This is a genomic window from Bacillus pacificus (genome assembly GCF_020861345.1).
Lineage (GTDB): Bacteria > Bacillota > Bacilli > Bacillales > Bacillaceae_G > Bacillus_A > Bacillus_A pacificus.
Map to the genome: position 1 here is coordinate 2,639,502 of NZ_CP086328.1, position 21,737 is coordinate 2,661,238.

The following is a 21,737-nucleotide window of genomic DNA, read 5'->3' on the forward strand; positions in this document are numbered from 1 at the left end:
AATATAGGAGCTATGTTTATGGAGAAAGTATTTCCTAATTATAAACATTATCTAAAAAATTGGAGATTTATATTTATTTGTATATTACCTACTATCGCCTTTTTATATGTTTTTGATGTCATCTTTGAATTAATATTTCATCAAGATTTCTATTTATCTAACTTAATTTTTGCTATTATTTTATTTTTAATATTTATGAGCATCAAAGATATGTTTAAAATTAAAAGTTAAAGATCCGGATAAAGTGGGATAAAAAAAGAGCACCCTGCAATCAGATGCTCTCATGTGATAGAGGTTTTTCTGAGTATTAAGTAGGACACGAAGGTCTTGTCCCACTATCTAATATATGCTTGTACTTATTTTTTGTGCATGTACGAAGTATCACTATAAATTCTCCTCATAAATTCATTGTACAATTAACATATTTATACATAAAAAAACATCCCCGTGGATGTTTTTTTATGTACCGATTTTTAAGCTTCCATAAACTTAGCCGGTACACCAATTTTTTCAACTACAGAAGATATATTAGTAGGATTAATCATTACATTTTCAATACTAACTAATTTATTTTCTAATAGTCCATTCTCTGTTGTAATAAGTTCTTCAAACCGTTCTAAAGTCATCGAGAATTTATGTTCACTTCCGCCATTCATACTGACTTTTACATACTTCATCGTGCACCCGCCTTTCATAATAATCTATAATTCGATAAAAAGGCGCTTACATCCTTTTTATTTAATACTAGATTTTACACTTTTACACTTGCCAATTTACGTTTATATTTAATATAAAAAAAGCTGATACTATTTTTTATTCACATTATAATTGCGAGTAAAAATGATAAAGATAGAAATGCACAAAGTGGTATAAATAAAACAGTATCCATTCTAGCAAAACGCGTATCTTTTTTTCGTTTAAAGATACCAAAATAATGAAATTCACCTATTACTCTTATCAAAAAAACAACCATACAAACCCAGGATCCCATTTGAACAATAATAGTAGGAAATGCGAAATGAACAATATTTGTTTGTTGTAATAAAATTATTGCGGCCATACTTAGTAATAACGCAATGAACAAAGTCATCCCTGTACCTGGTGTAAATACCTTTTCTCCAGCTTTTGTTGGAATGACACTATTTGTCGCCCACTTACCTCCAAAAGCCCAATAAACATGTAAAAAGCTAACTAAAAATAATATACAGACAGAAATATATGTAATAATAAACATTTTGTCCTCCTATTATTTTATTTAAGCCCTCAACTTTAGAGTATGCTATAAATTTCACCTTAGCAATCTATTTTTAATAACATAAAACCCCTTAATGATTTTTCTTAAAATTGATTAATCATTAAGGGGCTTTTAACTTCATTATGCATTATACCGATTTCTACGACGTTCCATCCTCGTTTGTCCTTGAGCAGTCTCTTCTTTATATTGAGGTATTTGCTCTGCCATTTCATATGTTGCAACTGCAGTTAGTTCTTCGTAATTATGCTCACGTATTTCTTCAGGCGTTTTTTGTTTCGATACTTTCCCACCAAACTTAAATAATTTTAACTTAAATTTCGGTAATCTTGGGATCGGAATCTTAAATGATTGCTTTTTACGTTTCTTTTTTTGTTGAAATAAAGTTATATTTTCTTTATAATCCTCTTCTTTACGGTGTAATAACATAGCAATTAATCCACCTAATATAAGTCCACCAACTAAAAGCATAAGATATTTGAAATTACTTGTCATTAAACTCGACATACGTTCAAGTATGACTAACGACTGCACTTCTTTAATATCCCATAGTAAAGCAGCCCATAATGCGAATAAACCGAAAGTAAGCCCATATGTACGAAAACGGAATAAACATGGGATTAAAGCGACACAAGCAGCGATTTTCGCATTCGCTATGATTGAACTTGTTGAAATATCTTGATGCCAAATAACTAACAATAGTGTAATAAATGGCGCATATGCTATCCAGCTACATATACGTGAATATATTTTTTTCGCAAAATAACTACCGAAACTGGTGAAAAATAAAAGGCCTCCAATATATAAAGATTGTTCTAGTGGGATTTGCTTCATAATTCCTGCAACTGGAAAGAGGCCGCTCAATAGCATGAATAGCACATCTAATTTCTTCACAATTCCTCATTCCTTTCCAATTTCTTTTGAATTCATTCCTATTGCTTTTCCAAATGATATAGTTTTTTATTTCTAAAAAACATCTTAATCCTGTATGGAAATAAAGTAAATATATAAAAGAGAGGATACATGACAAAAGATATCCTTATTTACATGAAAAAATGACAAATCCTGATCGATATAATGAGCAGGATTTGTTTATTATTATTTACAGTAGAATAATTGAATCTTTCTTTTCTATTTTTATAATATCTACATCCAATTCATCATCAAACTCTTTAAACTCTCTTGCATCTATATCCGTCATATAGCTCTTTATTACTTTCGCCATATGCATAGAATATGGCATGTGTATATTCTTTTCCAAAAGCATACTTGAATTACAGCACATGTAATGTACCATTTTGGCAATATAGTTCCTTTCAACAGCTTTTACACCTAGAGGTAATATTTCAAGTATATATCGATGCAATGTTTCACTATCATTACACAGATACTCACCAGTGCTATAATACATTCCTTTTTGATCTATATATAAACTCGTACTATCTAGTACGTCATCACATTCTATCACACCGTATTTTGGTACATCAAAAGATGTATTTATTCTTACAGCATTTAAGTTTGGAACCTTTAGCACATCTGGAACAATGTCAGGGAAAGTATCTATATCAATTTTTTCATTTTGAACCTCTTTTATCCAATGTTTTCTTACATTCGCATCTATAATAAAGTATACTTGCTCATTTTGCTCTTTTGCAGGTTGTAAAATTTCCGCTAATGTTTCAGAAACAAATTGTTTAAATTGAATGCCCATATCATTTCTTTTTGAAGGCTGCGGCAAAAAGGTGTTATGTTTATCTACATTTAATAATAAACGATCAATCGTTTGCCACTCTGTATTCCCATATAATTTATATGAAATTTCTTTTCCTTTTATTTTTGAAAAAATGGGTAAGAAATCAAATTTCGAGATTCGTTCAATTGATAAATTAACATATGTACAAGGTAAATTTATCTTATTCCAACTACGTTTTAAAAATCCTTTTTGTTCTAATAAACTCAAAATACCATTTATAATCGTTTTACGAGATACACTTTGACCTATAAATAAATTAATAAATGCTGAAATACGGTTTGTTCGTGCAAATCCTTCTCTAACAATTTGCTTTGGATCAATTTTTTCACGTCCATCACAATTTTTCATTGCAATTAACGCCAATGTCGCATCATTACGCTCACCTGCAGTAGCATAAACCGCTTTCATAACATCCTCTACTAAATTCGTTTTATACTTCTGGCAATATTGCATTTTATATGGATTTTGCAATACCTTTTCAATATTACATCTTACTATTTTTAACAACACTGGCGAATCTGCATTTAATATATATGATGACTCACTAATTTGAGCTAACACAATTTCACTTTCAAATAATGCTTGTTCTACTTCCAGCGATATTTTTTCAGACCATATTTCTAGCGTTATAGTCTCTAATCCTTTTGGTGCAATTAAAGGGAATAATTCTTTCCTATTATCTGTTTCCATCTTTTTGCATTCTGGTAGTAATGTGAAATAAGAAAATTTTTGTTGAAACCCTTTAAATAGATACTCTCTTTCTTTTGCTTTTATACCAGATTTTATTTTAGTACCTTGAACTTTATATATCCTCTCATTGTATGGAAGAAGTACCCTAAGATTTGCTCCTAGCATATAATCTTTCGGATATTGAAGAATATGCTCTAATTCAACTTCTCCACCTATACGAAAATCATCTTTTAAATTTCTAAATATCTTAATCCATTTGATGCCGTTTGTAGCCTGCTGAACTTTTAGTTTTACAAATCGTAATTTCTTATTATTCGATGCAAATTCTGGAGTAGAAATTAATATCATGCCCCGTTTTCGTCTTAATAGCAAAGGAATGTCTGGATGGTTATATTCTTGATAAAACCTCCGAATTCCTATTGAAACATTTAATAATGGAATGTTCTCTCCTCCGCGCGTTATATATTCGAACCGAAATACATAGGCGAAATAGTCTTGTGTTTTTTCATCTTTAATAGGCTCTGACATCGCCTCACAAATATTTTGTGATCTAAGAGGAGAAAAATATATATCTTCTTCATTTATATTTTCTAATTGTACAGGACGTTCACAAAAAATATGTGAAATTAAAGCGGGCACCCATTTAGAATATACTTCCTTATCATGTAGTACTGTTAAATTAGAAATTAAATCGTAATGCCATTCATATTTTGGCGATTCTATTAATTTATTAGGTTTCCAATCATGAATAATCTCATACCAACTTTGAAAAATATAATCAAGTTGTTCTTTTCTAATAGGTTCTTTACATACAATCCATGGTGTATTTTCATTTAATACATATGGATTATGCTGAATAAATAATATATCAGAAAACATATCATATAATCTTTCATTCAATCGTTTCAACTTACTCGTTAATAAAAATGTCTTATAATGTATCTCTACAATATCGAGCCATTCAATAGGAAAATATATAAATGATACGCTTTCGTTTAAAAGAGGTTCTATTATATTTTCAAATGTTAACAACTTTAATTTTCCCATAAAATGATTACTTCCTTTCTTCATTTTTCTTGATCTCAAAAAAACTAAAGTATCATCACATAATTTAATTATTTAAAAGAGAAGCAAATACCGCTTATCCGACTTATATATTAATGACATGACTCTGATAAAAGTTAAAAGAAATTATCATACATAGCCCTCCTTTAATATCATAAATACAATACATTAAGATTATACAATATTAGTCGCGTATTATATTTGGGATTTACAATAATTTTACAAAAGATTATAAAAGAGGTATTGACCATACATATGTATATCAATACCTCTTTTCACTATCCTATTACCTTTTTCGATTCTTTATTCACCGACCACTGTTCTAATGTATAAGCCATTTCCCAAAATGAATATTCATATTGAATGCTAATAATAAAATGCTGTCTCATTCCTTTGCGGTCAGACTCTGTCACTTTTTCAGCGATAATTTATGTATATTTCTTATAGGTGTTAGCAAGTTAGTTTGTAAACTTGTTAGAACTTTTTTATATCTCCTCCATTACATAAACCTTCACAAACATAGTAGCTCCAATTAATTTTTATTATAAAAAAAAGAGTTTGGCTAAGTAGCCAAACTCTTCTAAAAACATTATCTGGAAAATTTTCTTTCCTTATCTTTATTATGTATAAAATAATTCGTGTATTTTAAATATTTATTATCTGACGACTCTTCGACAGTTGCTGCTATCTCAGCATTTTTATTTTTATCACTAATATCAATTTCAAGGAAGTCGATAATAAATTTTTGTAATTCTTTCTTTTTTTCTATATCCATTACATCTTGCTTTTCTTTGTTTAATTTTTTTAATAATAGTAAAGCATTCTTCAATCTTATAATTTTCCGGGGCTCTACATCTGAAGCGTACGTACATATTGTATCTTTAATGACCTGACGTTCTGCCAATGTAAATGACGGAATATCCCTCTCTTCGGGTACTTCTAACTCTGCTGGATATTCGGACTGTTCTTGATCCCCTGATTGTTGCATGAGTTCTTCACTCTCTATTTCATCATGCCCTTCAAATAATCGTGCCGATCCCTTATTTTTACCCTCATTATCACCTTCTATATCATTTCCATTAAATAAATGATCCACCAAATTTCTATAATCAATACTATCTTCAAGATAAAGAGATAAATCTAGATACTTATCCATGTATTCTTTTCCTAATTTATAATAATTTACATAAACATCTTTATCTTTTCCTTCAACAAATCCATTATAATTCTTATAACTTTGAATAAATAATTGCTTATTGTCAACAACGATTCAAATTTCCCCAATTTCAACGAAATGAAATTCCCCATTATGAACGGCTAAATCGTTGTTTGGGCAGGATAAATTCCTGCTTTTTTCTTTTCTCGCAAACGGTAGGAGTCACCCTTGATGTTAAATGTAATCGCATGATGTAAGAGGCGATCCAAGATAGCCGTTGCCAATACATCGTCACCAAAAACTTTTCCCCATTCAAGGTACGATTTATTAGATGTTAAAATCATTGCTCCTTGTTCGTATCGCTTTGAAACAACCTGGAAGAAAACATTGGCGGTTAGTTCATCAAAAGGAAAATAACCTACTTCATCTACAATTAACACGTCTGGACGACTCCAACGATTTACGAGTCGCTGGAGTGTCCCTTTATCATTGGCCTTGCGGCACTGAGCCACTAAGTCGTCGGCCGACAAAAATAGGGCTGTATATCCTTGGGTAATCGCTTCAATCGCAAAGGAGACGGCTAAATGAGTTTTTCCTACACCCGGAGGACCCAGTAATATGCGATTTTCCCCATTGGCAATAAAGCGACATGTTAAGGTTTCCTTGACCCTTTTCTCGCTCAGACTTGGTTGAAATGTAAAGTCAAAATCATGAATCGTTTTGGTGTAAGGCAGCTTTGCCCGTTTCATTCGCTTTTCTAGTTGATCAGAATCTTGTTGCTCCGTTTCATGCAAAACGATAGTGTGAAGAAACTCAGAATATGATACATTATCCTTAGAAGCGTCTTCTAGTAAACTATCAAGTTGGTTGGCTGTATGATGCCAGCCGAGCTTCTTTAAACGCTCCAATAAGAGTTCGTTCATCATACAGACTCACCTTCTTCCAGTGCTGCGTAAGCAGCGAGAGGGCGTTTTTCCACATTTGGAGATGGGGTATGAGAGTGAAGACCGTCGGTCGCCAAATCTTCAACGTTCTTCGCTTTCTGCCCTTTTTCTTTTGTATGTAGCCCATCATAGTGTTCCATTCGGATATGAGTAGTTGCTTTTCCTGTAAGAACCGGATGTTTTGCGATACATTCACGTTCATCGTAAATCTCTAAATGATGATCGAGTGTTTCTTTAATCTTAACCATTTGTCCAGCGTAACGGTAAGGAACTGAATACCTTTTTCCGCGGTACGACACCACACAGTCCCGACTGACTTCTCTGGTTTCCCAATGTGAAGTGGGAAACAGAGGCTTCACTCCCCATATCTGCAGGAACTTCTGTTCCTGCTCAAATCGTTGAAATGGTGACTCATTAGTAGTCTGATTGGTTTTCTTGTTAGCTATCTGATCCAACCATGTACGTACGGCTTCATTTAATGCATGTAAAGTTGGTTCGTGTTTTCGCTGAAAGAAGTTATCTTTCAAATACTTAATGGTTCTTTCTACTTTCCCCTTTGTTTGCGGACGTTTAGGACGACAGGCTTTTGGCACAATCCCATAGTAGGCTAAGAAATCCTCAAACTTGCGATTGAAACGAATCTCTACAGGACTATGCTTGATTACAACGGTTTTCATATTATCATAGAGAATTTGTTCTGGTACCCCATTAAAGTAAGAAAAAGCATTCATATGACACTTCATGAGGGTTTCGAGATTCATGTTGGTTGTAAACTCTACGTACTTCATTCGGGAATAACCTAATATCATCACAAATGCATAAATGTCTTGCAGATTGCCATTCACTAAGTATTTTCCCACGTACGCCCAATCCATTTGGGCTTGTTTCCCTGGTGGTGTTTCAAACCGTAAGGTTGCCTGTTTCTTTGGCTGTTGACGAAGAGGACGAACAAAGTCTCTTAAAATTGTCATCTTCCCCTCGTAACCCATCGTTTGAATTTCCTCTAACAGTACGACACAGTTGGTTGTTCCTTCTTTGACTCGTTGAAGGATGTAGGACTTATAGGGTTCGAGCTTACTCTCTTTCTGCTGCTCGCTTGCCTTACGTTCCGGCAACTGATTGCTTTTTAGATATTTGCTGATCGTTTTACGATCGAAGCCTGTTGCTTCTGCAATGGCTGTTTTCGTCCACCCTTTCTGAAATAACTCTCTAATCATAAAAAACTCCCCAATCTTCAGCACCGTTTCTTCACTCCATCTTTGATGTTTGTTTCGAAACGATTATCTGTTATTTTTGGGGAATTTAAAACCGTTGTTATTGGGTATTTTACAATCGTTGATTACACTTATCTTCTAAAGATATATTTCGTCCTATAATAGGAAACAGTACGTCATGGTTAAATGAAAACACACACGAGATGGTGGATTTATTATTCGTCTCGTTATTATTATTTTCTTGTTTTTCTCGTAATCTTTCTTCATTTAAGGATTTAAATAGTTGAACACACTCAATTATATCTGGTAATAAATCTTTATGAATTCTATCTAATTCATCTAATATTAATAATATCTTAATATCCTTTTTTTTCGGAACACCATTTAGCAATTTTAACAAGAGTTTATATTCATTAACACTTCTCGAATATGTATTGCCTATACTTCTATTATCCGTTAAAAACACATTTTCTTTAAATATTGATGATATGCTTTTCACTAAAGTATAACAAGCGGTAACTATCGTGATGAGAAAAGTAATCTCTCTTAGACTCTGACTTTCTCCCATTAATAAAGGCATAAATTTGTAAATAATAAAACCAAAGATACTACCAATCCCTAAAATACTTATCCATCTATTTTTACCTTTTAACCATTCCCAAAAATTACGAGCAAAAAACCTAGTTTTAAAAGAAATAAACTTCAATTTATAGTTGAACCTATCTTCTTTGTTTTTATCTTTGTCTTTAGAAATTTCATCTATCAATTGATTAAGTATGCTAACCCATAGTTGATCTTTCTTATCGAATACAGAACAATCTACTTTACAAACCAAATATTCATTTTTATCCGACTTTCTTTCCTTTATAGCATTAGAAAGCATTTGAACAATGGAGCTTTTCCCCATCCCCCATCTAGCGAATATCCCCAGATAAAATGACGAATGGTTATTATCAGTATATTCCGTATAAAAATCGCTTAATTCCTTGACTAGAACATCTCTTCCTAACAAATCCTTTTCAGTTATTGTATCACTTTGTGCATCTTTCCCCTGAGGATTTGAGTCCTGTGTTTCAGGGCTGTTTAAATTAAACCTACTAATATATTGCTCGTAATATTGAATCATCTCTTGTAGGTCTTCAACTAGCTCTTCCTCACCTGGCATTTCTTGAACACTGTAGGAAATATAAGCAGCAGTTAAATTTGCAAAGCTTCTTGCTTTTGCGCTCGTACCAAGAAAGATGTCATCATCCTTTTTAACCTTTTCTGACATTGTGATAACTTTACGAATTTTGCTTTTAAACCCTTTTAGCTCTTCCTTTGAAGTTTCGGTCACCCCAGCTGCTAATGTTAAATAAAGTCGCTGCATATCCTCGCTAAACATGTACATAATATAGTAACCTCTTTGAGTAGAAGTCGTAATGTTTTTATTCAATACTGCAATCCAGGGAACATTTGCCCAATTCCCCATACCGACTGAGCCTATTAATACGTATTGATTTTTATCAATAAAGGTTAATTTTGCGATTTCCTTTGTAATTTCGCTTCTAACAAAAGAGCTTAATGAGTGACCAGCGAAACGCTCTCCTTTTGCCTCTAGGTATTCGTTCATTATTTTTAAAAATCCGGTACGTAAATTACTTACCATTTTGCTCCCTCCCTCACTTAAGGCAGTAAGTTCTCACTTTTGATTAGTTACTAAAATAATCAAGTGCCTTGATTTAATAATAGAAGGACATCACCTTCACCTCATTTGAAAGATTAAATAATTATACTCTATAACGCTCTTTTGTGTACATTGCGAAATATAAATTACTAGATAAGACATTCTGTTATAATAATACCCACAGAAGAACTACACATTAAAATGAAACATAACCTAGTACTTAGGATGATCTCACATTGCTATCAAAGTAAAATAAATTTGTTCTGCATAATTAAAAACGCTATTATTTTTATAGAAATACACCGAAAGGATGGTGGTTTTTATGAACTTATCGGCTTTTGATGACCTTGAATTGTCTTCTAAAGAGTTGCAACGATATATGTCACCACCAAAGGACTGTTATTTTTATTTCGCTCTTATACGCTTACAATCACATAGACTTTTACATATACAGCATATTTTGCTGCTAACTGTTCCAATTTCTTTTCCCTATATTTTGTAACCGTAAAGAAATGAATAATTGGCATCTTCCCATTATGCTTCTGTTTATAAATTTGCGTAAACTCTGGCCAACTGGAATACACCATTTCCCTTTCGTTACTAAATCCATTGACCATGACCAATTCCTCGGTATTTCTCTACGGAATACACGAATGTTCAATTTATAATTATCGTACTGAATACGTACTGGTTTATTTAATCCTTCCGAAACAACATCCTCTACCTTCTGTATGATTTTACTCGGCATGCCAAGCGGCAAGGTATATACATAAGTCGTACTACGATCATCAACGATTTGTTTTTGGAACTTTGGATATTGCAATTTCTCTTCATTATTTCTTTTAATCGCAATACCAGCTACCTCAAAAAACACTTGTATTTTTCGCTTATCATCATTTTTACTTTTAAACTTTTCACCGAATAATGCCACTGTTAAACCTGCAGCTGGAACGAGTAATAATTCAATCATTTTCTCCACTCCCCATATACCCTTTATAAGGGTATATATCCCTTATTTTTGGAAGACTCCCGTACGTGCTAGATGCTAATGACCTATAAATGTCCTACAATTCCACATCGGTATTCCCTTATAGAAACGCGAAAAGCACATAACGTAGAAGATACAAGAACGAGCCTGTGAGCGTTGTGTACATGGTCATTCGTGGAAGTCAACGTGGAACACTCTGCCCCATTTTTTCCGCAACCTTCATCGTAATCACTGACAAACCTGTTGCCGTCCATACACTACCGCTTCTCCTACGATTGTCATTTGAATCCCTCTTTTCGAATAAGCTGTAATCCCTTTGTTGTCATAACTGGTTGATACTCGTTGATGACATCTCCCCAATCAAGCACTTCATCCTCATCTTCATATATTGCACGTGTCTTAGAAATGCGATTAGAAGACATTTGGATTGAGGAAAATATAACAGAAACATAAATAAAAAAGCTAACTCAAATTTTTTTGAGTTAGCTTTTTTATTTAAATTATGCTATTGGTTCAACAGCAAAACTCCCGCTCATACCGGGTTGTGCAAGATTGATAGCCAACCCCTGTCCATTAGCTGGACCTTCAAAGAAAACTGTAACATGCACTCCATTATGGATGCCATTATAATCCGGTATTACTCTTGCATATATCTCACGTACGCTGGGATAACCTTTATTATCCCCTAAACAAACAATTGGCGCTTCCACGGAATTTGTAACTACAAAAAAATCAAGCATATTATCTTTTGCATATCTACTATCTACTTCAATTCTAGTTGATTCCATATAAATCTCCACCTTTTTTTATATTCACTGTATAAAATACCCTTAACAATTAAATATATACATAAAATTTATTATCATTTATAAAATAAGCAATATAGAATTAATGCTAATTATTACTTACAACATTTGGAGCTAATAAGTATAGGGTCACCCACTGTTAACTAATTATTAACAGGATTTAATACATATTGAGGTAACGGCTGACCTTCGATAGATTCCATATACATTTCAGCCAATCTTGATCCATCGATTAGTTGTACATTCAATTCTTCAGCATATTTTTTTGCATTTTTTGAAAAACCACCTGTTGATACTACATAACCACCTTTTGCCTCTCTTTTGGCAATATTACTATGCACCAGAGCAATTGCTTTATAGGACATGTCATTGCACAAACACTTCACCTGCCCCAGATAAAGTTCACCGTTTACTGTATGTTCAAAGTCTACACCATAATCACCTGTAGCTACCGTTACAAATGCAGAACCACCATAATACTTTTCAATTACATCTGCTACAAAGGCTTCAAATTCCAAGGGTGTTTGACGTATAAATACTGATGAGCACTTTTCATTTTCTAATGGCTTCATAAATCGATAATAAAGCCCCATTGCTAAAGTACGTTTAAACTCTTCATCTTTATTAAAACGAGCAATCAGCTGGTATAAATGATGGTCTTTTCTTCTTTTATAGACATACCACGAAATGTAAAGTATACCTGCTATCACTAGAAAAGCATATAACATATTCAAACCTCCTTAGAGGTAGTATTGCTTACAAAACTCTTTTTATTAAGTAACTTTTTGTAAAATCATCTGAATTATTAGATATAATTAATATTGCCTTACCAATACATATCAAGGGGGATTTTTCATGGAAGCAACATGAGTAAATGAACAATTACAGGTTGAAAGGAGATAAAGAAATCTTAATCAAACACATATCTTCTATCCAATTTAAACCTGCTGTAACTTTTACAAATGGTTATATTCAATTTGCTTTTTCTGGAGGGAAAGAAAATAAAGGTGGGCTTTTCGACGCTACAAAAGATGAAAATTCAATAATGTTTAGTAAAAAACAACAACCAAATTCCCTGAAACTCAAAGCATTAATTGAACAAAAGATGGATGAATAGCATTCCCCTGCACCTACAAATGCTTCTGGTGATGTTGCCGATCAAATCAAAAAACTAGCTAACTTGCGTGATAGCGGTATCCTAACAAATGAAGAATTTGACGCGAAGAAGAAACAATTACTTGGCATATAAAAAATAACCCAGCTCCCTCAAGGGGGATGGGTTTTGGCTTATTGACTCCTAACTGCATCAGCTAGACTCCACACTTTCTTGCTGATTGCTTACATTCTATTTCATATATAATTCAACATATTTTTTCTCTTGACCCATTAAAAATCGTTGTAAATTACCTATTTCATTAATTACTTTATCTAAAGCTTCTCCATTACTTTTTGAATAGGCAATTTCAATTTCATTACTCATACTCCTATGTATTGTTACAACATACATAAATAAATTCATTAGCTTAACATATTTCTCTGAAACATAATCATATACTTCTTTACTAACATGTAACGCATTCCCCAAAAACCTTACACGAGAATCTGCTAATTCACTCATACACTTATTCATTTCATTCACTATAACATCTAGTTTATATGCTTCTTCCTCAGGATGAAGCATATATAAATCTAATTTGATTTTTAAATCTGAAAAACTATTAAGCATCTCAATGCTGATTTTTTGCAATTCGAATATAGATTCTAATCGCTTAATTTTAAACTCTTTCCTTTCTTTTGCCCTTGTTATTTTATATGTAATAAATCCACCTGTTACAGCACCCAACATAGCGCTACCAAATGGAAAAAAATCTTTTAAAGAGCTTATATCCAATCCCATACTGTATAACCATCCCTGCTTTTTTATTTACCCGAAAATCATATCATATAAATATAAAGAACAAAAAGAATTACCTTTATCATCAAATATAATTCGGATAAAATTTCATATTACCGTGATGGACACATTAGTGACATGTACATAAACGTATTACACAAAAACGGTATAATGTACGGATGCATTTGGTTTGAATAACGAATTTAAGTTTGATGAATTACTAAATACAAATTAAAAAATCAGCTTATATAGGCCAATTTTATTTTTTATCCATCTCTAAACTCCATTTATAATCTAAGGCATAAATTAATAATTCTCTGCATTCCCCTGATAGATCGGTAATACACTCTGGTAAAATTCCATTTTTCATTAAATATTCTATGGAATCAATCCCTGTATCAGTCCATTCATCAATACTCTCCAGTACTTTTATAATATAATAGTGATTAGCCAAATAAACCTGCGAACTTAATTTTAATTTATCAAATTTGTCGAATGCATCAATATCTACATTTTGAATTATATCCCTATATATTGGAATTATCGGTTTTAAGACTTCTAAATAATTTAGCACCAACGCTCTTTCATCTGGTTGGAATTCTTCAATATCACACATTAAAAATGATTTGTATAATTCTATATCAGTTTCATAGAGTTCATCCAGCAATCTTCTTTTTTGTGCTTGCTCATGAAGTTGATTTAATTGAGCTAATTCATCTTTATCTTTATTCAAATTTATGGGTGTTTCTTGTAATTTCTTTTTTTCACGATTATACAAATTATCAATTTCTTTCATAAGTTGATTTAATGATTCAAATCTTAATGTTATAAAATTGATAAGATCATTAACTTTTATTTCTTTTGTTCCTCCATATAATTCCTCTGCTTCAGGATTATTTGAATACAAGCGAAGTGAGAATTTCAATCCTTCAGATGGCTTTGAGAAAATTGGAATTGTTGACCAACTACAAAAAAATCTTACGTTGACTTTTTTATTATTAAGTAGTACTTCTGTATTATTACCATTCACCGAATGAACACCAAACCATGCTCTTATTTGTTTGAAGTATTCCCTATCTGTCAATTTCTTACCAAACACTTCTGCTTGAAAAATGTTTGCATCTTCAAGATATGGTTGTTCTTTATTAATCGCTTGACCTATAGAAACCCACAAACCTTCAATTGCCTCTAAAATCATATCTATAGTTACTAAAAAATGAGTAAATTCAAGCGCTGCTTTGTTCATATTATTACGTTCTGTAGGTATCTCTAGCCCCTCTGAAGCAACAGTTAACCAATCCATACATGAACAAATTTTACTCCATACGTTTCTCCCTTTGTATTCCGTAAAGTAGCATGCTACAAAGTTATTATTCTCATGAACTTTCCTCCTAAATTCATCCACTAATTCAGGTTTAATTTCAGGTATCATTTTATTCAAAGCTTCCAACTGCTTCTTGGCTCCTTCCTTCTTGTCTTTCACAGTGAATAATTTGTATGTAATAGTTCCACCAATGCCGGCACCTAATAAAGCACTCCCAAATGGAATTAAATCTTTTAACGCCAAATCTATATTCATTGTTACCTCCTAATTTAAACCCTTAATATTTAAATAGATAATAACACAAATGTTCAATTTATTAAAAAACCGCCCAAACAGGACGGCTCTTTTTTATTTATGTCTTAAATAACTATACTCTATTATCCAAGGCTCCCTCCTACTCTTCGCATAGCATGTACTAAAAAGGAGGTACGTGCTTAATATGTCAAACTATTATACTGTAACTATAGCGGTACAGAATTACCAAGATACGTGTAATGGTGATGTATACCCTTCTTATGGATATCTTTGTGGGGAGCTAATTAATGATGAAAACGGAGGCTCTGATGATACTGTGCGGAATGGTAACGGCGGATGTATCATCAGAGCCTGAAGGAGTCAATTCATTTGTTGGACCAGTTACATTTACGATTTCGCCACGGCAGTTGTTTAGCGTAAGGGTGTTTTTACCGCAAGACCCTGTATACGTAGTTCGGGTGACGGCGCCGGTAGATCCGGTTCAACCAGGAGACCCTTTACAACCACAAGATCCGATTAGACCAGTTACCATAAACACATGGGGCATTAGCTTTGCGGGAGTAATTCAGCAAGGGAATACGGTGTTGAACGGACAGTTTTCGCCAGTTGAACCAATCTCTCCAGGCGATCCTGCTTAATACAGGATAAATAAAAAGACCGACTTTTGTTTACTGAAGTGAACCCGAATAGTGGTTGATGCCCTTCAATCTAAGAAAAAGGGGCGTCCATCCATGAAAAAAGATTCAAATAAACAATTAAAACAAGCGTTAGCTGAAGGGTCAGTTGAGGCACTTGAAGCACGTATTCAACAGCTTGAAATGGAAAATGAGTACTTAAAAAAGTTGAATGCCTTAGTTCAAAACAAGGAAAAATCACAAAACAAGACAAAGCGCAAGTAGTCTATGAGTTAAGGCATAAATATTCGGTGAAGGCACTCGTGGAGCTAGCTGGCATTCCGCGGAGTACGTATTATGATTTAGTAAAAAAAATGAATCGTCCGGATCAAGATGCCGATTTAAAAGCTGAAATTAAAGCGATTTATGAGGAAAATGAAGGTCGTTATGGCTACCGTCGCATTCGTGATGAATTAACGAATCGTGGTCAGAAAGTGAATCACAAGAAGGTTCAACGCAGTATGAAAGAGCTTGGATTAAAGTGTGTTGTGCGTATGAAGAAATATAAATCTTATAAAGGAAAAGTCGGTAAAATTGCACCTAATATTTTAGAGCGTAATTTCTGCACAGATGCCCTGAATCAAAAATAGGTAACGGACATCACAGAGTTTAAATTGTTTGGAGAAAAACTGTATGTATCACCTGTATTAGATTTGTATAATGGTGAAATTATTACCTATACAATTGGTTCTAGACCGACGTATTCACTTGTTTCAGAGATGTTAGAGAAAGCATTAGAACGTTTACCTGAAAACCACCAGCTACTGATGCATTCGGATCAAGGATGGCATTATCAAATGAGACAATACGTCCGTACACTTGAATCAAGGGGGATCGTACAGAGTATGTCTCGAAAAGGAAACTGTTACGACAACGCAGTAATCGAGAATTTCTTTGGGATTATGAAGTCGGAGTTCCTCTATATAAAAGAATTTGAAAGTGTAGAGCATTTTAAAATAGAATTAAAAAAATATATAGATTATTATAATACGAAACGGATTAAGGCAAAATTAAAAGTGAGTCCGGTACAATACCGGACTCACTTTTATCAAGCTGCCTAATGAAATAACCGTGTCTAACTTTTAGGGGTCACTTCAAATTCGCTCCTCTTTTTTATATAAGTTCTATTTTGTTATTCAACTCATTTAATTTCACTCTTTAATCCATACATCCAAATCCCAATTAGAGCCTGTTTTTTTCTTAAAATTACTAAGAGCAATAGCTACACCGACACTAGTTAAAATACATCTAGAAAGTCTTGATTTGTTTATTGCTTCTAAAACTTCATATAAATAAGGAGTTACAATTTTTAGATTTTCTTTAAAAGCCAGATATGGATTTTCATGAGAAGCCGGTACTAAATTAGGATAATATTTCTTGACCTCTTCTATAAAATCGGCTGATCCCATACTGATTGATACACATCCTGTATATTGTAGATGCTGATAGAAAAATTCCTCATCAGGAACATCTTCAATAAATAATCTCATGATATTATCTAATTCTTCTATACGGTATACACTGCCAAAATTGACATTACGGAAGATAAATATAACCGTTAGTATATCAATCTGTTTCAATGTTAACTTAGGTAATATTTCTAACGCTTCATTATAGACTATCTTTACCAACGTTTCTTCCCTAGTAATCGTTCTCTCAATTAGCATATTAACTAATAAATCAGCAATTTCTTTATCACCACGTCTTGCATGGTTTTTTTGTGCTTCGTATATTATAAAACGTAAGTCGGCATCCTCCGTATTTTTTAACGCTTCGGGATTTTTTGATGTTAAGCGTTTCAAATACTCATTAATTATTTCTTCCGCTCGTTCATTGATTGTATTTTCTACTGTTTTCCCTAAATCATAAAAGTTACTTTTAAATACATCCATAGCAACTTCTTTTACAGCAGTATAACTAAGACCATTTTGTTGTACGGTAACATTTTTTGCTTGAATATTTGTTGAGTTATCCCCTGCATGTAGTTCTTTTTTATTCCCAATCATTTTTTATCACTGATTGTAACGTTAACATCATTTCCACTTTGTATATTATTAGAATTATTCCCTGAAGTAATAGTTTGAATCGGCTGGCCTACATCTTTCTTTTTCTTTATGTAACTTCCAATTACGCCAGCAAGTATGGTTAATACTACTCCACCAATCCCACTAAACACTTTATTATCTGCAATCCAATCCATCATAGCTCTCACCTCTAATATCATATCATTTAATTATTAATATAAATATTAATGGTAAAATTAGATGTTGTCTATATTTATTGGTACCTAATTAATAGATATTTTTCTAAAAAATTTCCGGCAAAAGCTCCAATATGCATAAGTTACTCTTTAGTCGAAATCTTATATTATTACTAAAAATACGGTACATGAAGTTTTATGCTTCTTCCAATTACTTAATATTTCTCCATTCATCTGTGCCAACATTATTAAGTAACTGGAAGAAGAGCAAAAGCCCCTCTCCGTTTACACAACAGATTTTGACTTTTGAATTGAAAACAAGAACAACCTTTCATTCAATCCTCAACCAAATCTTTTTATGGTTTTTCTATAAATTCTATAACTCTTGTTCTGGTTCTCTCTTAATATATTTTCAGTTTCATTCCGTAGCTTTACACAAAAGAATTACATTAATTTCAACTATTGCAAAATAAAAAAATGAGCCCTTTTTAAGTGCCCATTTTTTATTTTTGTTAAACTAATGCAGTTAGTCTATTTATCTTTTCATTAAATTTTTCGACTTCACTACTTCTTATATCATTTAAAAAGCTATAGCATTCTGTACATGCTTCCATAAATTCAAGTAAGCTTTCCTTACTAATTAAATCACTCTGTTTTTTATATTTATCGGCATCAGTTGGTTTTGGATGAATAAATGAATTTCGCAAGGTAATTATTGGTCTAATTTTGGCCCATCCTTTTTGCTGCAAAAATGTTTCTCCACATAAAATTTGTAGAAACCAATCCAATTTTTCTTCAACTTTCAACCTAGTTAAAATTTTATTTATTCTAGCATGGCTCATTCCAAACTGTAATTGTAACTCTTCATGCAATTTATCATTTACAGCACTTTCAAGTATTGATACAGCTTTAAATAATAGCATTTCTTTATTCTCTGAGAAGTCTCCTTCATCGAAACGATCTAACAGTCTTAAAAATTTTTTCTTACTATCATGAAATTCAGAAGCAATTAACATTGTATTTTCCTGATCAAATAATTTGTCTTTTTTTAATTTTTCCCTAACAATCTTTACTGCAGCAACCTTATCTTCAATAAACAAATCATCAACCTTATAATATATTAAAAGCCATGGTAAAAACTCTTTTATGAGGTTATCCATAAGCCCTGCTTCTTTTTTGAGATACTCCATAAGCTCTGTTTTTTCCATTCCTTCTCCACCTTATCATAATATAATTATATTAAATATTACATTATGACAACCTCTTCGTCTACCATTAAATTCCTCTTGTTTTTCAGGAATTTCAAGTAAAATAGTAGCTTTTATAAAATTCTTTTAGAAATATATAATTATTTATATATAACTCATATCCTCCTCTCCTTTCTCTATAGATTTTACCAATATATATTCCTACTTTTAACAACCCTATCATTATCTAATTTTAGCCTCACTTACCCATATCTTCTATTTTGTGTAACTAAGCCAAGTGCTTTATCACAGGTCTGGACTACGCTGTCTCGCCATCTACATTTCCCCTGCCACCTCACGTTCGAATTTTAATATTTCCATGAATTCACTACTTACGCTATTCACTTAATGAATTTTACTTTAAAAAGTCCATCTATTTTTATTCAATTTTCGTGGAGAACCTTCTTCTAGTTTGTATATACCCATGTAGACCAAAATCGCTACACCTACTGCGCCTATCTCTTTGGAAGGGAGGTTATGAAAATGAAATTCAAAAAAACAGAATTAGAAAACGGAACACGGATTTCAGAACGAGAATTTGACATTCCAGGATTCATCTTCGCCATCGCTGATTTAATTATGGTCCTTCACCTAGCAGGAATCATTTGATTCTTGCTTTTTTTGTTCGTTGTGTTCGTTTGTTTTGTGCAAAAGAAAAAGCACCTTTTTAGGCGCTTTTATTTAAGTAAATATTCTTTGATTTTATTTATAGTGTTAATAAACCTTTCACAATCTTCAAATTCCATTTGAATAATTTCATTGCCCAAAGAAAGTGCAGTACCAATCTCTAGTTTTTCCATACTCTTTTTGCACTTGTCATTAATAATAGCACTATTATGAATCAAAAAATTTCTAATTACATTCCAATGTTTTAACTCTTCATGATATATATTATTTTTTACATTCTCAATTTCTACCACTCTATCTAGATAATGAAATGCCCTTTTAATGCCATCTCCTGTAAGATCATCGATTTTCAATTTATAGCCTTTACTTTCTTTATATGCTTTACATAACGAGTTTATAAAAAACTCAAAATCACCATACAAAGTTAAAAATAAAGCATTAGCCATTTTAGGAAATACTAATGCTTTATTTTCTAATGCTTCTATCTCACCTTTTAAATTATCATTATCTTTAATTATTTGCTCTGTATACCTCATAACACTTTCCGATAGATACATACGTATATCAAACTCTTCAAATGCATTATAAACAGGACTTCCCTTAGCATAACCTTTTTCAATTAAATTCAAAATAAACACTCCTAAATTAATATGTAACCTCATATAGCTTAGATTTTATAATTCCCTTGTCTAATTCATATTTTTTACAAATGGATCTTACTAGTTCTTCAAACCATTTAGGTGAATTAGGTGATACATAAATATTTTCAATTAGAGTTTCTATGTTACATTCAACCTGAATACCAAATTCAACTGGAGAATCCGCATTGAGATTTATTGTATCAGACCCATTATCAGTATCTATTGTAGTAATCGCCCTAACTTCACGTTCATGTTCAAATGATTTTCTTTTGTATGTGTATGGCCAGAATGCATTATCTTTAGGAATCGCTTCCTCAGTATAATCTATATAATTAACTTCTCCCAGATATATAGTTTCATCTGTAACATCAAGGCTATTTTTGAAATTCAATACCGTTGTCTGAATAGCGATTCCATCACCATTTTTCAAGTACAAATCCCACATAGCAGCTGACTCATAATTGTTCATATGCCAACAATTTATTGTTGTATGCTTTCTATGCCAAGAATTGAACTGTTCCATTTTTTGATAAAAATCAAAATCAGAGCCTTCAATAGGTAATATAGGTGGGATTTTCCACAAGAACTTATTTTTTCGGGATAAAGCCCTTCAAACGGGTCATCGAATTTATCTGATCTTACAAAGAACAAAGATTTCGTATCCAACAGATTAACAAATTTAGTAAAATCCATATACCGCCAAATTTTTGTATCATCACTTGGTGTATTAAAACATGGGTGTTCCTCAAACATACGTTGTCCTCCATTTAAATTATAATATGTACTTAACGACCTTATTTTACCATAATTTAAACCTAAACAACTATTTATGTCACCAATCAACCCAGCAACCTTACCAGGCTTAATAAGAAACACAAAAGCCACGATACACATGCACCGTGGCTGAATATATAATGTAATTGGTCTTTTCGTCCTTTTCATAGGACAACTCAAAAATTTCTTCCGCAAATTGAACAGTTTCCCCCAGTTCATCTAATCTTTTTTCAAAACTCACAACTTATCCCCCTCATCAAAATACCAAACTACGTTTAATTACCTTTACTCCAATTATATCACTCAATTACCATTTAATAGTGTAAACTAGTGTTTTTTGATTAGGAACACTATTTGTTCTGACTATGATTCTACAAAATGAAATTTTTATACTCTGATTCCGTTTTGTTTTTTACCAACAAGAATTTTCGTTAAATAAATTACTTTTGTCCACCAACTTTCACCCCCCTTAAATTCCCATAAAAGAATTGACTCTACTCATTAATAGTAATATTATTATATACTGATATTAATGTTTAAAAGTTATCACTTAATAACAATCTATAT

General features: G+C 32.3%; 24 protein-coding genes and 7 pseudogenes. 7 read left to right on the forward strand and 24 right to left on the reverse strand.

Features of this window, described 5'->3' with window-relative positions; all coding sequences use genetic code 11:
• The first annotated feature begins 18 nt into the window (after positions 1 to 18).
• Positions 19 to 231: a hypothetical protein gene (locus LMD38_RS13870; protein ID WP_000416565.1), complete on the forward strand. Its 213-nt coding sequence runs from the start codon at positions 19 to 21 to the stop codon at positions 229 to 231.
• A gap of 242 nt (positions 232 to 473) precedes the next feature.
• On the opposite strand, the gene LMD38_RS13875 is transcribed toward LMD38_RS13870, so the two are convergent.
• The 15 genes and pseudogenes from LMD38_RS13875 to LMD38_RS13940 all read right to left on the reverse strand — a co-directional run bounded on the left by LMD38_RS13875 (position 474) and on the right by LMD38_RS13940 (position 12,262).
• Positions 474 to 677: a hypothetical protein gene (locus tag LMD38_RS13875; RefSeq protein WP_000878375.1), complete on the reverse strand. Its 204-nt coding sequence runs from the start codon at positions 675 to 677 to the stop codon at positions 474 to 476.
• A 140-nt stretch (positions 678 to 817) separates the two neighbouring features.
• On the reverse strand, positions 818 to 1,234 hold the full coding sequence (locus LMD38_RS13880) for a DUF3995 domain-containing protein (protein WP_062822555.1): 417 nt from the start codon (positions 1,232 to 1,234) through the stop codon (positions 818 to 820).
• Positions 1,235 to 1,375: 141 nt separating this feature from the next.
• The gene (locus tag LMD38_RS13885) at positions 1,376 to 2,146 is read right to left on the reverse strand and encodes a DUF3959 family protein (RefSeq protein WP_062822554.1); all 771 of its coding nucleotides are present in this window, start codon (positions 2,144 to 2,146) and stop codon (positions 1,376 to 1,378) included.
• A 208-nt stretch (positions 2,147 to 2,354) separates the two neighbouring features.
• Positions 2,355 to 4,742, reverse strand: a complete 2,388-nt coding sequence (locus LMD38_RS13890; RefSeq protein ID WP_062822553.1) for an RNaseH domain-containing protein — start codon at positions 4,740 to 4,742, stop codon at positions 2,355 to 2,357.
• Positions 4,743 to 5,038: 296 nt separating this feature from the next.
• A pseudogene (locus LMD38_RS13895) lies at positions 5,039 to 5,185 on the reverse strand (TenA family transcriptional regulator); the annotation flags it as partial.
• Between the two features lie 164 nt (positions 5,186 to 5,349).
• Positions 5,350 to 5,916 (reverse strand): hypothetical protein, encoded by a 567-nt coding sequence (locus LMD38_RS13900; protein ID WP_227585343.1) that lies wholly within the window; start codon positions 5,914 to 5,916, stop codon positions 5,350 to 5,352.
• A gap of 161 nt (positions 5,917 to 6,077) precedes the next feature.
• Complete coding sequence (gene istB / locus LMD38_RS13905; RefSeq protein ID WP_000980839.1) at positions 6,078 to 6,842, reverse strand: IS21-like element helper ATPase IstB; 765 nt, start codon at positions 6,840 to 6,842, stop codon at positions 6,078 to 6,080.
• Positions 6,839 to 8,101 carry an IS21 family transposase gene (gene istA, locus LMD38_RS13910; protein WP_002073783.1) on the reverse strand — a complete coding sequence of 421 codons (1,263 nt, stop codon included), beginning with the start codon at positions 8,099 to 8,101 and terminating at the stop codon, positions 6,839 to 6,841. The genes istB and istA overlap by 4 nt, the downstream gene beginning before the upstream one ends.
• An 85-nt stretch (positions 8,102 to 8,186) precedes the next feature.
• Positions 8,187 to 8,981, reverse strand: a complete 795-nt coding sequence (locus LMD38_RS13915; RefSeq protein WP_228920364.1) for a P-loop NTPase fold protein — start codon at positions 8,979 to 8,981, stop codon at positions 8,187 to 8,189.
• 189 nt (positions 8,982 to 9,170) lie between these two features.
• Positions 9,171 to 9,737: pseudogene (locus LMD38_RS13920) on the reverse strand (DUF3578 domain-containing protein); the annotation flags it as partial.
• Positions 9,738 to 10,156: 419 nt separating this feature from the next.
• Positions 10,157 to 10,312: pseudogene (locus tag LMD38_RS28910) on the reverse strand (replication-relaxation family protein); the annotation flags it as partial.
• Positions 10,288 to 10,710 (reverse strand): annotated as a pseudogene (locus LMD38_RS13925) (FtsK/SpoIIIE domain-containing protein); the annotation flags it as partial. The pseudogenes LMD38_RS13925 and LMD38_RS28910, both read right to left, overlap by 25 nt.
• 118 nt (positions 10,711 to 10,828) lie before the next feature.
• Positions 10,829 to 11,010 (reverse strand): annotated as a pseudogene (locus LMD38_RS13930) (hypothetical protein).
• A 218-nt stretch (positions 11,011 to 11,228) separates the two neighbouring features.
• Positions 11,229 to 11,516 (reverse strand): hypothetical protein, encoded by a 288-nt coding sequence (locus LMD38_RS13935; protein ID WP_062822409.1) that lies wholly within the window; start codon positions 11,514 to 11,516, stop codon positions 11,229 to 11,231.
• 161 nt (positions 11,517 to 11,677) lie between these two features.
• Positions 11,678 to 12,262 carry a restriction endonuclease gene (locus LMD38_RS13940; protein WP_062822410.1) on the reverse strand — a complete coding sequence of 195 codons (585 nt, stop codon included), beginning with the start codon at positions 12,260 to 12,262 and terminating at the stop codon, positions 11,678 to 11,680.
• A 161-nt stretch (positions 12,263 to 12,423) separates the two neighbouring features.
• Between LMD38_RS13940 and LMD38_RS13945 the strand changes: the two genes are divergently transcribed.
• Both LMD38_RS13945 and LMD38_RS13950 read left to right on the forward strand, forming a co-directional pair.
• Positions 12,424 to 12,651 carry a DUF4429 domain-containing protein gene (locus LMD38_RS13945; RefSeq protein ID WP_201099526.1) on the forward strand — a complete coding sequence of 76 codons (228 nt, stop codon included), beginning with the start codon at positions 12,424 to 12,426 and terminating at the stop codon, positions 12,649 to 12,651.
• A gap of 63 nt (positions 12,652 to 12,714) precedes the next feature.
• Positions 12,715 to 12,783, forward strand: a complete 69-nt coding sequence (locus tag LMD38_RS13950; protein WP_228920365.1) for an SHOCT domain-containing protein — start codon at positions 12,715 to 12,717, stop codon at positions 12,781 to 12,783.
• Positions 12,784 to 12,879: 96 nt separating this feature from the next.
• On the opposite strand, the gene LMD38_RS13955 is transcribed toward LMD38_RS13950, so the two are convergent.
• Positions 12,880 to 13,431 carry a hypothetical protein gene (locus LMD38_RS13955; RefSeq protein ID WP_062822411.1) on the reverse strand — a complete coding sequence of 184 codons (552 nt, stop codon included), beginning with the start codon at positions 13,429 to 13,431 and terminating at the stop codon, positions 12,880 to 12,882.
• 102 nt (positions 13,432 to 13,533) lie between these two features.
• Here LMD38_RS13955 and LMD38_RS13960 point away from each other — a divergent pair.
• Positions 13,534 to 13,663 (forward strand): annotated as a pseudogene (locus LMD38_RS13960) (YolD-like family protein); the annotation flags it as partial.
• Between the two features lie 24 nt (positions 13,664 to 13,687).
• On the opposite strand, the gene LMD38_RS13965 reads toward LMD38_RS13960, so the two are convergent.
• Entirely contained in the window at positions 13,688 to 15,007 is a 1,320-nt protein-coding gene (locus LMD38_RS13965) for a G protein-coupled receptor family protein (protein WP_227585679.1), read from the reverse strand.
• A gap of 287 nt (positions 15,008 to 15,294) precedes the next feature.
• Here LMD38_RS13965 and LMD38_RS13970 point away from each other — a divergent pair, with 287 nt between their 5' ends.
• Positions 15,295 to 15,645, forward strand: a complete 351-nt coding sequence (locus LMD38_RS13970; protein ID WP_227585680.1) for a hypothetical protein — start codon at positions 15,295 to 15,297, stop codon at positions 15,643 to 15,645.
• A gap of 54 nt (positions 15,646 to 15,699) precedes the next feature.
• Positions 15,700 to 16,742 (forward strand): annotated as a pseudogene (locus LMD38_RS13975) (IS3 family transposase); the annotation flags it as partial.
• Between the two features lie 90 nt (positions 16,743 to 16,832).
• Here the strand turns inward: LMD38_RS13975 and LMD38_RS13980 are convergent.
• The 3 genes from LMD38_RS13980 to LMD38_RS13990 all read right to left on the reverse strand — a co-directional run bounded on the left by LMD38_RS13980 (position 16,833) and on the right by LMD38_RS13990 (position 19,089).
• Positions 16,833 to 17,687 (reverse strand): LPO_1073/Vpar_1526 family protein, encoded by an 855-nt coding sequence (locus tag LMD38_RS13980; RefSeq protein ID WP_062822412.1) that lies wholly within the window; start codon positions 17,685 to 17,687, stop codon positions 16,833 to 16,835.
• Positions 17,684 to 17,884, reverse strand: a complete 201-nt coding sequence (locus LMD38_RS13985; RefSeq protein WP_227585681.1) for a hypothetical protein — start codon at positions 17,882 to 17,884, stop codon at positions 17,684 to 17,686. The genes LMD38_RS13980 and LMD38_RS13985 overlap by 4 nt, the downstream gene beginning before the upstream one ends.
• Positions 17,885 to 18,393: 509 nt before the next feature.
• Entirely contained in the window at positions 18,394 to 19,089 is a 696-nt protein-coding gene (locus LMD38_RS13990; protein ID WP_062822414.1) for a hypothetical protein, read from the reverse strand.
• A gap of 522 nt (positions 19,090 to 19,611) precedes the next feature.
• On the opposite strand from LMD38_RS13990, the gene LMD38_RS28620 reads away from it, so the two are divergent.
• A complete protein-coding gene (locus LMD38_RS28620; protein WP_262448140.1) occupies positions 19,612 to 19,737 on the forward strand; it encodes a hypothetical protein in 126 nt (41 codons plus the stop codon).
• Positions 19,738 to 19,805: 68 nt separating this feature from the next.
• On the opposite strand, the gene LMD38_RS13995 is transcribed toward LMD38_RS28620, so the two are convergent.
• From LMD38_RS13995 to LMD38_RS14010, 4 genes are read right to left on the reverse strand one after another with little or no spacing between them, the layout of a single operon-like run.
• On the reverse strand, positions 19,806 to 20,384 hold the full coding sequence (locus tag LMD38_RS13995) for a hypothetical protein (protein WP_062822415.1): 579 nt from the start codon (positions 20,382 to 20,384) through the stop codon (positions 19,806 to 19,808).
• Positions 20,385 to 20,400: 16 nt separating this feature from the next.
• The gene (locus tag LMD38_RS14000) at positions 20,401 to 20,826 is read right to left on the reverse strand and encodes a hypothetical protein (protein ID WP_161485293.1); all 426 of its coding nucleotides are present in this window, start codon (positions 20,824 to 20,826) and stop codon (positions 20,401 to 20,403) included.
• Between the two features lie 50 nt (positions 20,827 to 20,876).
• A complete protein-coding gene (locus LMD38_RS14005) occupies positions 20,877 to 21,281 on the reverse strand; it encodes a hypothetical protein (RefSeq protein ID WP_161485294.1) in 405 nt (134 codons plus the stop codon).
• Complete coding sequence (locus tag LMD38_RS14010; protein WP_161485295.1) at positions 21,259 to 21,411, reverse strand: hypothetical protein; 153 nt, start codon at positions 21,409 to 21,411, stop codon at positions 21,259 to 21,261. The genes LMD38_RS14005 and LMD38_RS14010 overlap by 23 nt, the downstream gene beginning before the upstream one ends.
• Positions 21,412 to 21,737: the final 326 nt, after the last annotated feature.